This window comes from Streptomyces sp. NPDC019396, from assembly GCF_040632375.1.
Lineage (GTDB): Bacteria > Actinomycetota > Actinomycetes > Streptomycetales > Streptomycetaceae > Streptomyces.
Genome location: NZ_JBEYBS010000010.1, coordinates 1 through 13,004, shown reverse-complemented (window position 1 = coordinate 13,004; position 13,004 = coordinate 1). Strand labels below are relative to the sequence as shown.

Annotated in this window: 14 protein-coding genes; 9 read left to right on the top strand and 5 right to left on the bottom strand. The window is 69.3% G+C overall.

The annotated features are described in order from the left end of the window. Positions 1–37: 37 nt before the first annotated feature. The 3 genes from ABZ532_RS13740 to ABZ532_RS13730 all read left to right on the top strand — a co-directional run bounded on the left by ABZ532_RS13740 (position 38) and on the right by ABZ532_RS13730 (position 4,330). Positions 38–1,123, top strand: a complete 1,086-nt coding sequence (locus tag ABZ532_RS13740) for an alcohol dehydrogenase catalytic domain-containing protein (protein ID WP_361282184.1) — start codon at positions 38–40, stop codon at positions 1,121–1,123. A gap of 6 nt (positions 1,124–1,129) precedes the next feature. Next, the gene (locus tag ABZ532_RS13735; RefSeq protein WP_361282182.1) at positions 1,130–1,804 is read left to right on the top strand and encodes a pyridoxamine 5'-phosphate oxidase family protein; all 675 of its coding nucleotides are present in this window, start codon (positions 1,130–1,132) and stop codon (positions 1,802–1,804) included. Between the two features lie 126 nt (positions 1,805–1,930). Then, on the top strand, positions 1,931–4,330 hold the full coding sequence (locus ABZ532_RS13730) for a glycosyl hydrolase family 65 protein (protein WP_361282180.1): 2,400 nt from the start codon (positions 1,931–1,933) through the stop codon (positions 4,328–4,330). 27 nt (positions 4,331–4,357) lie between these two features. Here the strand turns inward: ABZ532_RS13730 and ABZ532_RS13725 are convergent, their stop codons facing one another. The 4 genes from ABZ532_RS13725 to ABZ532_RS13710 all read right to left on the bottom strand — a co-directional run bounded on the left by ABZ532_RS13725 (position 4,358) and on the right by ABZ532_RS13710 (position 6,885). Beyond that, positions 4,358–5,227: a universal stress protein gene (locus ABZ532_RS13725; protein WP_361282178.1), complete on the bottom strand. Its 870-nt coding sequence runs from the start codon at positions 5,225–5,227 to the stop codon at positions 4,358–4,360. Positions 5,228–5,446: 219 nt separating this feature from the next. Beyond that, a complete protein-coding gene (locus tag ABZ532_RS13720; RefSeq protein ID WP_361282176.1) occupies positions 5,447–5,893 on the bottom strand; it encodes a DUF2267 domain-containing protein in 447 nt (148 codons plus the stop codon). Between the two features lie 58 nt (positions 5,894–5,951). After that, on the bottom strand, positions 5,952–6,353 hold the full coding sequence (locus ABZ532_RS13715; protein ID WP_361282174.1) for a DUF2267 domain-containing protein: 402 nt from the start codon (positions 6,351–6,353) through the stop codon (positions 5,952–5,954). A 97-nt stretch (positions 6,354–6,450) separates the two neighbouring features. Then, complete coding sequence (locus tag ABZ532_RS13710) at positions 6,451–6,885, bottom strand: Hsp20/alpha crystallin family protein (protein ID WP_361282172.1); 435 nt, start codon at positions 6,883–6,885, stop codon at positions 6,451–6,453. A 129-nt stretch (positions 6,886–7,014) separates the two neighbouring features. On the opposite strand from ABZ532_RS13710, the gene ABZ532_RS13705 reads away from it, so the two are divergent. The 6 genes from ABZ532_RS13705 (at position 7,015) to ABZ532_RS13680 (ending at position 12,613) form a co-directional block, all read left to right on the top strand. After that, positions 7,015–7,683: an HSP18 transcriptional regulator gene (locus tag ABZ532_RS13705; RefSeq protein ID WP_361282170.1), complete on the top strand. Its 669-nt coding sequence runs from the start codon at positions 7,015–7,017 to the stop codon at positions 7,681–7,683. A 289-nt stretch (positions 7,684–7,972) separates the two neighbouring features. Then, a complete protein-coding gene (locus tag ABZ532_RS13700) occupies positions 7,973–9,163 on the top strand; it encodes a 4Fe-4S dicluster domain-containing protein (RefSeq protein ID WP_361282168.1) in 1,191 nt (396 codons plus the stop codon). 52 nt (positions 9,164–9,215) lie between these two features. Beyond that, complete coding sequence (locus ABZ532_RS13695; RefSeq protein WP_361282537.1) at positions 9,216–9,617, top strand: cyclic nucleotide-binding domain-containing protein; 402 nt, start codon at positions 9,216–9,218, stop codon at positions 9,615–9,617. Further along, on the top strand, positions 9,614–10,417 hold the full coding sequence (locus ABZ532_RS13690) for an FAD/NAD(P)-binding protein (RefSeq protein ID WP_361282166.1): 804 nt from the start codon (positions 9,614–9,616) through the stop codon (positions 10,415–10,417). The genes ABZ532_RS13695 and ABZ532_RS13690 overlap by 4 nt, the downstream gene beginning before the upstream one ends. A gap of 1 nt (position 10,418) precedes the next feature. Further along, complete coding sequence (locus tag ABZ532_RS13685) at positions 10,419–11,222, top strand: oxidoreductase (RefSeq protein ID WP_361282164.1); 804 nt, start codon at positions 10,419–10,421, stop codon at positions 11,220–11,222. Beyond that, the gene (locus tag ABZ532_RS13680) at positions 11,219–12,613 is read left to right on the top strand and encodes a nickel-dependent hydrogenase large subunit (RefSeq protein WP_361282162.1); all 1,395 of its coding nucleotides are present in this window, start codon (positions 11,219–11,221) and stop codon (positions 12,611–12,613) included. The genes ABZ532_RS13685 and ABZ532_RS13680 overlap by 4 nt, the downstream gene beginning before the upstream one ends. 39 nt (positions 12,614–12,652) lie before the next feature. Here the strand turns inward: ABZ532_RS13680 and ABZ532_RS13675 are convergent. Further along, the coding region (locus ABZ532_RS13675; RefSeq protein ID WP_361282160.1) for a hypothetical protein at positions 12,653–13,004 on the bottom strand (352 nt) is incomplete at its 5' end.

The window sequence follows — 13,004 nt, the reverse complement described above, 5'->3', positions numbered from 1 at the left end:
AGAGCGGATCCGCGACGATTCGGAGGGCGACGTCATCATGAAGGCACTCGTCTTCGAGGGGCCGGGGCGGACAGTGTGGCAGGAGGTCCCTGACCCGGGCATCAAGGACGCTGCGGACGCGGTCGTCAGGGTGGATGCGGTCACGATCTGCGGGACCGACCTGCACATCGTCAAGGGCGACGTTCCGGAAGTCGAGCCGGGCCGGATACTCGGGCACGAGGCCGTGGGCGAGGTCATGGAGGTCGGCGGCGACGTCCGCACCGTGCGGCCCGGCGACCGCGTGCTGGTGTCCTGCATAGCGGCATGCGGTCGGTGCCGCTTCTGCCGTGAGAACCGGTACGGCCAGTGCCGCGGCGGCGGGGGCTGGGTCCTCGGGCACTTGATCGACGGCACACAGGCCGAGTACGTCCGTGTTCCCTTCGCCGACCTCTCGGTGCATCCGCTGCCCAGTACCGTCGGCGGCGAGGACGCTGTGCTTCTCGCGGACATCTTCCCCACCGCCTACGAGGTGGGGGTCCTCAACGGGGCGGTCCAGCCCGGCGACACGATCGTCGTGGTCGGGGCAGGCCCGATCGGGCTGGCAACGATCGCGACGGCGCGCTTCTACACTCCTGGGCAGATCATCGCAGTGGACCTCGCCGAGGCGCGGCTCGCCGCTGCCCGCGGCATCGGCGCCGACGCGACCGTCAACGTCAGCGAGGGGCCCGAGCAGCTCATCGAGGACCTCACCGAGGGTATCGGGGCGGATCTGATCGTCGAAGCGGTGGGTGTGCCCGAGTCCTTCGAGATGTGCACCCGCATGGTCCGGCCCGGGGGGCGGGTCGCCAACATCGGCGTGCACGGAAAACCGGCGGCCCTCCACCTGGAGGACTTGTGGATCAAGGACGTGACCATTACGACCGGCCTTGTCGACACGTACTCCACGCCCCTCCTGCTGCGCATGATGGAGGCGGGCAAGCTGCCCACCTCGGTTCTGGTCACCCACCGCTTCGAGCTGGATCAGATGGAGGAGGCATACGACGTGTTCTCCCACGCCGCCGACACCGGAGCCCTGAAAGTGGTACTCGCCGGAGCACGGCACGACGCCGTGGCCCTGCCTAGCGAGCAGCACGAACAGAGGTGAAGCACGATGCCGAGTACAACTCCCCGCCCTCACACCGACTTCGGGCGGCGGCTCGCGGCCCGTCGCGAGGATCTCGGACTGACCCCGGAAGACGTGGCAGCGCGTGCCGGGGCGGCGACGACGTACATCCAGTATCTGGAGGAGCGGCCCGCCGCACCCGAGGCGGGGACCCTGCGCCGGATCGCCGCCGCCCTTGAGACGACCGTCGAGGAGCTGGCCGGGGGTACGGTGGACCAGCCGCCGGGCCGCGGCATGGCCCTGCGTGACGCCGGACTGGCCGAACTCGACGAGGCCGAGTGCCGTGATCTGATGTCCACGCACGGTGTGGGAAGGATCGGCGTGCTCACACCCGAGGGGCCCGCCGTCGTGCCGGTGAACTACCAGACCTTCGGTGCCGAGATCGCCTTCCGCACGACTCTCGGCAAGGTTCCCGCCTTCGCCGCGGGCAGCGAAGTGGCCTTCGAGGTGGACCACATCGACGACGTCTTCAGCCAGGGCTGGAGTGTCCTGGTCGTGGGGATGGCGCGGGCCGTCACCGACGAGGCCGTCGTCCGCCGACTGGAGGCGGAGGCACACACTTCCCCCTGGGCCGGAGGGGAACGGGATCTGTGGCTGGCCGTCGCGCCTTCCCGAATCACCGGGCGGCGGATCGTCAGCACGTGGGCAGGGGGCGGGGAGTGACGTGATGGGAGTGACCAGCGACGCGGGGATCGCGTCTCGGGACGCGCCGACACGGAGCATCCCCCGTTTCCCCGAGCACGTGCTCCGGTACGGCACGGGTGTACAGCTGACGAGAGACGCATCGCGGTGACCGCCGGATGGACGTGGGTGTACGACGGGTACGACCCCAAACAGGAGCGTTTGCGGGAGGCCCTGTGCACCCTCGGCAACGGCTACTTCGCCACCCGCGGAGCCGCCTCGGAAACCTGCCCCGGGCCCGTGCACTATCCGGGGACCTATGTGGCCGGCTGCTACGACCGTTTGGAGTCCACGGTGGCAGACCGCCACGTGTGGAACGAGGACATGGTGAACCTGCCCAACTGGCTGCCTCTTCGCTACCGGTGTCTTCCGCACGAAGGCGCGCCGGGAGACTGGCTCACCCCCGACCACCCCAGCCTTCGCCACTATCGGTTGAGGATTGACCTGCGCGCGGGAACCCTCGTCCGGCAGATGCTCTTCCACGACAGCCGTGGACGCCGCCTTGGCGTCACCCACACCCGCATCGTGCACATGGCTGAGCCGCACCTCGGAGCTCAGCAGACCACGCTCCGCGCTTACGGTTGGAGTGGGAAAATCGAAGTGGAGGCCGGCCTGGATGGCGATGTCGTCAACGCAGGGGTCGAGCGATACCGTGAGCTCAACGGCCGTCACCTGACGGGACATCGCGTCGGCACGGAACCGCACGGAATCCGGTGGCTCTCGTGTACGACCGCGCATTCCGGTGTTCGAATCGGTATGGCCCTGCGCACCACCGTCCGCCCGTCAGCCGAGGGCCGCGGAAGCCTGACCGAGTCCGCCGCGGTGGACACGTACTCGATGCCGATCTCCCGGGGCAGGCCGGTGACCGTGGTGAAGACGGTCGCGCTGCACACCTCCCGAGACGGACCTGACGAGGACCCCCTCCGCGCCGCTATCAGCCAGGTGGCGACCGCGCCCGCCTTCGCCAGCCTGCTGGCATCCCACCGCACCGCTTGGTCCCGTCTGTGGAGCCAGGCGGAACTGGACGTTCCCGGCGACGCCGGTCGGGTCCTGCGCCTGCACCTGTTCCACGTGCTGCAGACATTGTCACCTCACACCACAGACCTCGACGTGGGGGTGCCCGCGAGAGGACTGCACGGCGAGGCTTACCGCGGCCACATCTTCTGGGACGAACTGTTTGTCATGCCCTACCTCACCCTGCACTTCCCCGAGGTGGCCCGGGCCCTGCTCGGCTATCGTCACCACCGCCTTCCGGAGGCGATCGCCATGGCGACCGCAGCAGGCAGGCAAGGGGCGATGTTCCCCTGGCAGAGCGCCGACAGCGGCCACGAAGAGACCCAGGAGTGCCACCTCAACCCTCGTACCGGCCACTGGCTGCCGGACCACTCCCATTTGCAGCGGCACGTGGGGTCCGCGATCGCCTACAACGTCTGGCGCTATGGTGAGGCAACCGGCGACAACAGGTTCTTCCACGGCCCGGGAGCGGACTTGCTGCTCGCGGTCGCCACCTACTGGGCGAGTGCTGCCTCCTACGACCGGTCCCTTGGCCGCTACCGCATCCGGGGGGTCGTCGGTCCTGACGAATACCACGACTCATACCCCGGTGCCGCGACGGCGGGCGTGGACGACAACGCCTACACCAACGTCACCGCAGCCTGGGTACTCGACCGGGCGCGCGACCTCTTCGGCCGGCTTCTGCCCGCGAGGAGGGAAGAACTGCGTGAGCGGCTCGCACTGGACGACGAAGCACTGGAACGGTGGGACGACATCTCCCACCGCTTGCACGTGCCGTTTCACGCAGGAGTAATCAGCCAATTCGACGGATACGGCGAGCTGACCGAACTCGACTGGGACGCCTACCGGAGCCGGTACATCAACATCCGCCGACTCGACCGCATCCTGGAAGCCGAAGGCGACACGGTCAACCGGTACAAGGCGTCCAAGCAGGCCGACACGCTCATGCTCGGCTACCTGTTCTCCCCGACCGAGCTGGCAGCGCTCTTCAAGCGCCTGGGCCATCGCCTGGACGACGACCTGTGGCGGCGCACCGTCAGCTACTACTCGGAACGCACCAGCCACGGCTCGACCCTCAGCAGTCTCGTCCACGGCTGGGTGCTGACCAGGCTCCAGGGTGTCGACGCATGGCGCTACTGCGAAGAAGCCCTGCTCAGCGACGTCGCAGACATTCAAGGGGGCACCACCGGCGAAGGAGTTCACCTCGGGGCGATGGCCGGGACCATCGATCTCGTACAGCGAGGAATCACGGGCCTCGAGGCCGGCCCCGCAGGACTGGCACTGGACCCCGTGCCGCTGCACGAGCTCACACGCTTCTCCTTCAGTCTGTGCTTCCGGGGGCGACGCGGGATCCGGGTGGAGACCCGGCCGGGAAGGCTGGGCATCAGCGTGCCCGCGGGGCAGCGACATCCGCTCAGTGTGATCCTCCCCGGTGATCGCCACGTCACTGTGCCTGCGGGTGAACAGCGCTGGTACCGGCTTCCCGGCTCGTGACCGGCTCCTGTCCGGCAAGGGGCACGATCAGTCGTGGGCGACGACGGCGACCGGCGCGGCCACATGGTGCAGCACGGCATGAGCGACGTGACCGAGGTGCCCTCCGACGGGGGACCGGCGGATGCGGCGGCCGACGACCACGAGAGCGGCGTCGGTAGCCTCGGAAAGCAGTTGCTCCGCGGGAGCTCCCACGAGCACTCTTTCCCCGGTCTTGACCGAGGGATACCGCTGCCGCCAAGGTCGCAGCATCTCGGAAAGCGTTCCGGCCATCCCCTCCGCCACTTCCTTCAGGACGCCGGGGTCGAGCTGCGGTGCGTAGCTGAAGGCGAAAGGCACCGTCCATCCGTGTACGGCGCGCACCCCGCAAGCGCGCCGTGCAGCCTCGTCGAAGGCAAACGCCAGCACTGCGTCCGGCGTCTCGTGGATGTCCACCCCGACGACGATGTCCTGGCGCGGCTCTGTGGCGCCTGGTTCTTCCGAAGCACGCACCAGTACGACCGGTGTGTCCGTCAGGCCGATGGTGGCCATGCCCACCGACCCGACGAAGAACTGCTCCAGTCGCCCCCGTCCTCGTGAGCCGAGCACGAGCATCTGTGCGTCAGCGGCCTCGACAGCCAGTACGCCGGCCGCTCGGCCGACGCGCCTCTTCACGGACACGTCCAGACCAGGGTGGCGGTCACGCAAGCGGCCGGCAGACTCCTCGAGGAGCCCCTGTGCCCCAGTCGGGTGTTCGGCAGGATCGACCGGGGGCATAGCGCCGAAAACGGTCGGCCATCGTTCTTCCGCATGCACCAAGCGCAACGGCGCTTCTCGGAGAATCGCCTCCTCCGCGGCCCATTCCGCCGCGGCATGGCCCTCGGCGGACCCGTCCACTCCAACGGTCACAGGGTGAGTCATCGTCGTGCACCTTCCTCGCTCCGGCCGTCCGCGGCGACATCCCCAGCATTACCGGACGGAGGCCGCGGTAGCAGAGGCCGACGGACCCCAGCCTGGGCCGAATGGCCCTCCGACGCACCGGAGCCAAGGTCGGGCACGGGGGCAACGGTCGGGGATACGAGGCCGGGGCCGTCTCGCGGTGCACAGGGCCTGCTGCGTCTCCACGCGTTGGCGGCTTGCTCAGGCAGCGGCAGGCTCAGGGCGGCGCAGTTCCGCCTTTCCGAAGAGGAGGGCGTAGCCGTCGGGGAGCTGGTGCAGGATGCGGGCGAGGAGGTCGGGTCCTGCGAGGCGGGTGACAGCGGCGAAGACGGCGCCGGTGTCCCAGCGGGCGGTCGCCGGGGTGGCGCTGGTACGGGCGGCCAGGTCCTTGACGAAGTCCCAGCCCGGGAGCGGCTCACCGTCCGGCGCCGAGGCGGTGAGAGCAAGGGCGGCTTCAACCGGCAGGCACTGTGTCAGGTCGACGCGTTCCTTGCCGGTCAGCTGGCGGCCGAGGGCGGCGAGGACTTGGCGGACGGCTACCGCGGCGCGTTCGCGGGTGGGGTAGGCGCCTTCGTAGCGCACACGTTCCAGCATCTGCTCGAACGTCATGGACGTCTGGGAGGAGTTCGCGCGAGGCTGGTCGTACATGGCTTCGCATGCCTTTCTTCGCGAAGGTCCGGGCAAGCCCGGGGTGGGCTGCGGACGGTCAGGTGGGGTGGGGTTGGGGGTTGCCGAAGAGGAGGTCGTAGCCGGGGGGGAGCTGAAGGAGGACTTCGCGGGTGAGGACATCACCCGCGGTAGCAGCTGCTGTGGACAGGACGGCGCCGATGTCCCACAGGGCCGTCTTCTCGGTGGCGCCCTCGATCCAGGCCGCGGTCGCACGGACGAACCGTTCCGGTGAGAGCGGCTCTGCCGCCTGCAGCGGGTTGAGGAGGATCAGGGCGTACGTCTCCGGGAGCCGGGCGGCGAGTTCGGCCCGCACCGTGCCCACCAGGTGTGCGCCGAGCAGGGCCAGGACGACGCGGGCAACGCGGTCGGCCTCTTCCATGGTTGCGTACTCGCCGCGTTCCTGGACATGGGCCAGGAACGACTCCTCGCGTATCGACATCACGTCACCTCCGGGGAGGGGTGAAGGGTGCGGAGGGCGGGTGCCGGAGGGGGAGATCAGCTCTCCCGCCCTCCGCGGCCGGCCGGAGCGGGAGGGTTCAGCCGGAGATCTGCTTGCGGCCGGCTCCGGCGCCGATGCTGACCTTGCGGGGCTTGGCGCGCTCGGCGATCGGGATGCGCAGGGTCAGGACACCCGCGTCGTAGTCGGCCTGGATACGCTCGGTGTCCAGGGTGTCCGCGAGGACGATCTGGCGGGAGAAGACGCCCAGGGGCCTCTCGGACAGCTCTACCTTCACGGAGTCGGCCTTGGCGACCGGGCGGCGCTCCGCCTTCACGGTCAGCATGTTCCGCTCGACGTCGATGTCGATCGCCTCGGTGCTCACTCCGGGCAGGTCGAAGGCGATCACGTATTCGTCGCCCTCGCGGTAGGCGTCCATCGGCATCACCGACGGCTTCGACCAGGTTCCGGACGTACCCGACAGCTGCTGGACGATGCGGTCCATCTCGCGGAACGGGTCGGTGCGCATCAACATCGCGAAACACCTCCAGTTGGTTCAGGCAGAAACTGCCAATGCGCTTCAACGTGCATCCGTTGTAGCATGTCATCGAAACGATGACAAGCGGGGAGTCATCTGGAGGATGACAGAGCGATGGAGAGTCCCATGAGCGGAGCCGCCACCTCGGGCGCACCAGTCCCCTTCCCCGCCGCCGCCGCGGCACTGGAAGCCATCAACCAGTCCGTGAAGGAAGCGCAGCGATCCTCCGCCCGGACACCTTTCACCGCAGAGCCAGCCGCGGCCGACGCCGACCCGCACCCGGCCCTGGCCGCACTGCTGATGCTGCGCGAGGTCCGCGAGCAGCTCGCCGGCTGGGAGAGCGGGCTGATCGAAACCGCCCGCGGACAGGGCGCGAGCTGGGCCGACCTCGCCGGCCCCCTCGGGGTCGCCAGCCGCCAGGCCGCCGAACGCCGCTACCTGCGGCTGCGCCCCGGCGCCCCCGGCTCCACCGGGGAAGAGCGTGTCCAGGCCACCCGCGACACCCGCGCCGCCGAACGCACCGTCACCGCATGGGCCCGCGACAACGCCGCGGACCTGCGCCGCCTCGCCGGAGAGATCACCGCCCTCACCGACCTGCCCGCCAGCGCCGACCACGCGCTCGGCGAGCTGAACCAGGCCCTCGCCCACAACGACCCCGCCCGCCTCGTACGCCCCCTGACCGCGACCCGGGCCCACCTGCGGCCCGAGACCGGCGGCCTCGCCGAACGCATCGACGCCCTCACCCGGCGCACAGAAGAGCTCCGCCAGGACACCCACGACCAGCGCAGCACATAGACGGTGGGCGAAGCGCCCGGCGGCACATCGCACCAGGTGCGGGGCAGGGCACCCATGAAAGTGGAACCAGCCGGGCTACTCTGCCGTGCACGCCTCCGGGGCGCGCGGAATCGAGAGAAACCCGCCCCGCGGGCCGGTCCGCTGCAAGACACGCCGGGTCAGCGGCGAACCTCGAAGCCGGAGGTCTGACACTCTGTCCGTGGCCGCCGCGACGAGTCGCCTGCGGCACGGCAGAGTCTCGCTGGCTGCCGATGTGTGCTGTCCCGGACGCCGAGACCAAGGACCGAGGATGACGCCCTCCCGGAGTGACGGAGCACCTGCCGACGCGCAGACCGCGTCGGTGACCCTCGACCTCGAAGGCCTTGACGCGTTGGTGGATGTCCTGAAGCGGCGTGGCCGCACCGTGGTCGGCCCCACGGTGCGGGACGGCGCGATCGTGCTCGCCGAACTGGATTCCGCCGGGGAGCTGCCCGGCGGCTGGGGTGTCGAGCTGGAAGCGGGGCAGTACCGGATCCGGCGACGGGACGACGACGCCGTGTTCGCGCACAGCGCGGGGCCGCAGTCGTGGAAGACCTTCCTCCACCCGGAACGTGTGCGGCAGTGGACCGCGGACCGCGCGCCGGACGGCGACCTGGCGGTACGCGTCGATACGCCACGGAGCGTGGCCTACGCGTTCCTCGGCGTGAGGCCGTGCGATCTGCGGGCCATCAGGATCCTGGACCGGGTAATGACCGGTGGCCGGTACCAGGACTCCGCCTACCTTTCTCGTCGTACCGGCGCCTTCCTGATCGCGGTCGAGTGCACGGAACCTGGAGCGACCTGCTTCTGTGTGTCCATGGGCGCGGGCCCGGCAGTGGACGCCGGGTACGACCTCGCGCTCACCGAGGTGCTGGACGCCGAGGGCCACCGATTTCTCTGCAGGAGCGGCAGCGAGGAGGGGGCCGCCGTACTGGCGGCACTCCCGCACCGCAGCGCGGACGACGCCACGCGCACCGCCGCTGCCGGGGCCGTGCGCCAGGCCGCCGAGCGCATGGGCCGGTCCATGCCGCCGGTCGACCTGCGCACCCTGATGCGTGACAACCTGGAGGCCGAGCGCTGGGACGACGTAACCTCCCGCTGCCTGAGCTGCGGCAACTGCACCATGGTCTGCCCGACGTGCTTCTGCACGACCACCGAGGACGTCACCGATCTGACCGGCGACCACGCCGAGCGCTGGAGCCGCTGGGATTCCTGCTACGACCTGGACTTCTCAGGCCTGCACACCGGCCCGGTCCGTGCCACGCCACGCAGCCGGTACCGCCAGTGGCTCACCCACAAACTGGGCACGTGGCACGACCAGTTCGACAGCTCCGGATGCGTTGGCTGCGGGCGCTGCATCGTCTGGTGCCCCACCGGAATCGACCTCACCGAGGAGGCGCACGCCCTGCACGACGAAGCCACGAGGACAAGGGGCCACGGTGACCTTTCCGGCCAGGGCTGAACCTTCGGCAGACGTGCTCAGTTCACTCTCCTCGGAGTTCCGTGAGCAGTTGATGGCACTCGCGCTCGCAGTCGGCTTTCCCGCGTCCGCCCGGCTCTTCGAAGAGGGCGAGCGCGCCGACCGCTTCTGGGTTATCCGTACGGGCAGCGTCGCCCTGGACATTCAGATTCCTGGTCGCGGTCGCGCGGTGGTCGAGACGATCGGAGCGGGACATCTCCTCGGCTGGTCCTGGCTGTGCCCCCCGTGCCAGTGGCATCTCGGAGCGGAGGCCAGAAGTGTCGTCACCGCGTGGGAGTTCGATGCCTCCGCAGTGCGCGAACAGTGCGCCGCGCATCCGGCGTTCGGCCTGGCGCTGGTGACCCTGGTCGCCGAGACCATCGGCGACCGACTGCGCGCGACACGCACCCGGCTGCTCGACCTGTACGGACCGCTGGGAGGCGGGCCGTCCGCATGACCATGGTCCCCCTCCCGTACCGGCTCGCGGACCGCCGACGCGAGACCGCCGACACCGTCACGGTCGACCTGGAGCCGTCCGGTGAGACACTCCGTGCCTTCTCGCCCGGTCAGTTCGCCATGGTGTATGCCTTCGGCGTCGGCGAGATCCCCGTCTCGGTCTCCCGCATGACCGGGGAACGGCTCACACACACGATCCGCGCGGTGGGTGCGGTGTCCCGGGCACTGTGCGATCTGCCCACAGGAGGGCTGGTCGGTGTACGCGGACCGTTCGGCACCGGCTGGAACGCAGAAGTGGCGCGCGGTCACGATCTGCTCGTCATCGGTGGAGGAATCGGCCTCGCCCCCCTTCGCCCGCTGATCCACACCGTCCTGTCCGACCCGCACGTATACGGGCGCATGAACGTCCTCGCCGGTGCACGGACCCCGGACGATCTGCTGTACCAGGACGAGCTCCCCGACTGGAGACACCCCTTCTGCGGCGTAACGGTCGACCGGCCCACCGAGGGCTGGACCGGACGGGTCGGAGTCGTCACGTCGCTGATCGACGAGGCTCACTTCACCCCGGCGCACACCAGCGCGTTCGTCTGTGGCCCCGAAGTCATGATCCGCGCGACCGCACGGGCGCTGCTCCATCGCGGCGTACGAGCCGACCGCATCCGGGTCTCCTTGGAACGCAACATGCGCTGCGCCACCGGCCACTGCGGGCACTGCCAGCTCGGTCCCCTGCTGCTCTGCCGCGATGGTCCCGTCGTCACGCACGACCTGGCCGAGCCCCTCCTCGCCGTGAGGGAGCTGTGACATGACCCGTCCCGTCCAGCCCCGGAAGCCCGGGCGGCCCCGTCTCGGCGTGTTCAAGTTCGCCTCGTGCGACGGCTGCCAGCTCACCCTCCTCGACTGCGAGGACGAGCTGCTGGCCATCGCCGAGGACATCGAAGTGGCCCACTTCCTCGAGGCATCCAGTGACATCGGGCGCGGGCCGTACGACCTGTCGCTCGTCGAAGGCTCCATCACCACCGCCGAGGACGCGGAACGGATCCGGCGCATCCGCGCCGATTCCCGCCACCTGGTCACCATCGGTGCCTGCGCCACGGCAGGAGGAGTTCAGGCTCTACGCAACTACGCCGACGTCGCCGAGTACCTGCAGGTCGTCTACGCCCGCCCGGACTACATCGCGACCCTCGCCACCTCGACCCCGATCTCCGCTCACGTACCCGTCGACTTCGAGCTACGGGGCTGCCCCATCGACCGCTCCCAGCTGCTGGAGGTCATCACCGCCTTTCTCGCCGGACGCAAGCCCGGCGTCCCGAACCACAGCGTGTGCTTCTCCTGCAAGCGCCGCGGCACCGTGTGCGTTACCGTCGCCCACGGCACCCCTTGTCTGGGGCCTGTCACCCACGCCGGCTGTGGAGCCATTTGCCCGGCCTACGGGCGTGGCTGCTATGGCTGCTTCGGCCCTGCGGCGACCACCAATCTGCCGGCCCTCGTGCCGCTCATGCACCGCGACGGGATGAGCGACGAGGAGATCGGGAGGTGCCTGCACACCTTCAACGTCACCGCCTTCACCGCCTTGGAGGATGCCGTGGGGGAGGAGGATCCGCCGTGACCGAATCCGCTGCCGAGTCACGCGTCGTACGCATCCCGGCACTCGCCCGCGTCGAGGGTGAGACCGCGCTGCATCTGGTGACCAGGGGCACCACCGTCATCCGGGCCCAGCTGAAGATCTACGAACCCCCGCGGTTCTTCGAAGCCTTCCTCCGAGGCCGTGCTCACACCGAGCCTCCCGACATCACCTCACGCATCTGCGGTATCTGCCCGGTCGCCTACCAATTGAGTGCCTGCCGGGCCATCGAGAACGCCTGCGGAGTGGTGGTCGACGGCCAACTCGCGGCTCTGCGCCGCCTGCTGTACTGCGGTGAGTGGATCGAGAGCCAGAGTCTGCACATCCATCTGCTGCACGCCCCTGACTTCCTCGGCTACGACGACGTGTTCGGCATGTCCCGTACGCACGTCGCCCACGTGCAACGCGGGCTGAGGCTCAAACAGGCGGGCAACTCCGTGATCGAACTCCTCGGGGGGCGCGCGATCCACCCCATCAACGTCCGTCTCGGCGGATTCCACCGCACACCCGCCCCCTCCGAACTCCGTCCTCTGGCGGATCGCCTGCGCGTCGCCCTGGAGGACGCCTGGGACACCGTGCGCTGGGTCTCCGGATTCGACTTCCCCGACGCCGTGTGCGACGTCGATCTCTTCGCTCTCGCCGAGCCGGACACGTATGCCATCGAGTCCGGCGTGCCCACCGTGCTCCAAGCCGGTGGGGGAGGGGCGCCGCGCAGCTTCCCCGTCCACGACTTCCCGGACCACGTCGTGGAGGAGCAGGTCGCGCACTCCACCGCACTTCACTCCAGGTTGGACGGCCGTCGTCACCTCACAGGCTCCCTCGCCCGCTACGCCATCAGCGGCCACCTGCTGTCCCCTCTGGCCCTCCAAGCGGCGCGGGAGGCCGGTCTGGCCGATCCTCCGCTGCTCGCCCGTACGGCAGGCAGCGCCCCGGACAGAGGATCTCCGAACCCGTACCGAAGCATCCTCGTGCGAGCCGTCGAGGTGCTGTATGCGGTGGAGGAGGCCCTGCGGATCATCGAGGCGTACGAGCCCCCCGCACAAGCTCATGTGGCCGTGCCGCCCCGGACCGCGGTCGGGCACGGTGCGACCGAGGCTCCGCGCGGGCTGCTCTACCACCGCTACGCACTCGACGACGAGGGCCGCATCACCGAAGCATGCCTGGTGCCGCCCACCGCACAGAACCAGGGCGCAATCGAGGAGGACCTGCGCCGCGCCGTTCAGGCCGAACTGGCCCGCAGCGTCACGGACGAGTCCGAGCTCGCCCGTCTGTGCGAACGACTCATCCGGAACCACGACCCCTGCATCTCCTGCTCGGCCCACTTCCTTGATCTGGACATCGAACGGCAGCACGTACAGGCAGAGAGCCCGGCCTGACACATCGCCGTTCGTGTCCACGTCGGCCAACCGAGAGCACTACTCGATAGCGGGATCCTCGTCCGCGCGCCGGGCGACGTCCCGCACGGTCTGCTCGACTTCCTGAGGGGACGCCGCTACATCTCGTCGTGCGGCGTACGCTGCGACTGCGCTGTGGAAAGCGTCGTCGGCAGCCCGCCAGGCCCGCCGTTGAGCCTCGAATTCCGCGCCCTTGAGGCCTGCCAGCTTCGCGCGCTCCACTTCGGCGACGCGCTCCAGTTTGATCAATTCATAGGGGATTCCTGCCACGAAACTGGATCCTAAGGGCTGTCCCGTAATCCCCGGTGGATCAGCGCACGGCGTCAGATGCGGTGCATCGCAAGGCGGAGGGTCGTCCTCATACTGGGCGTAT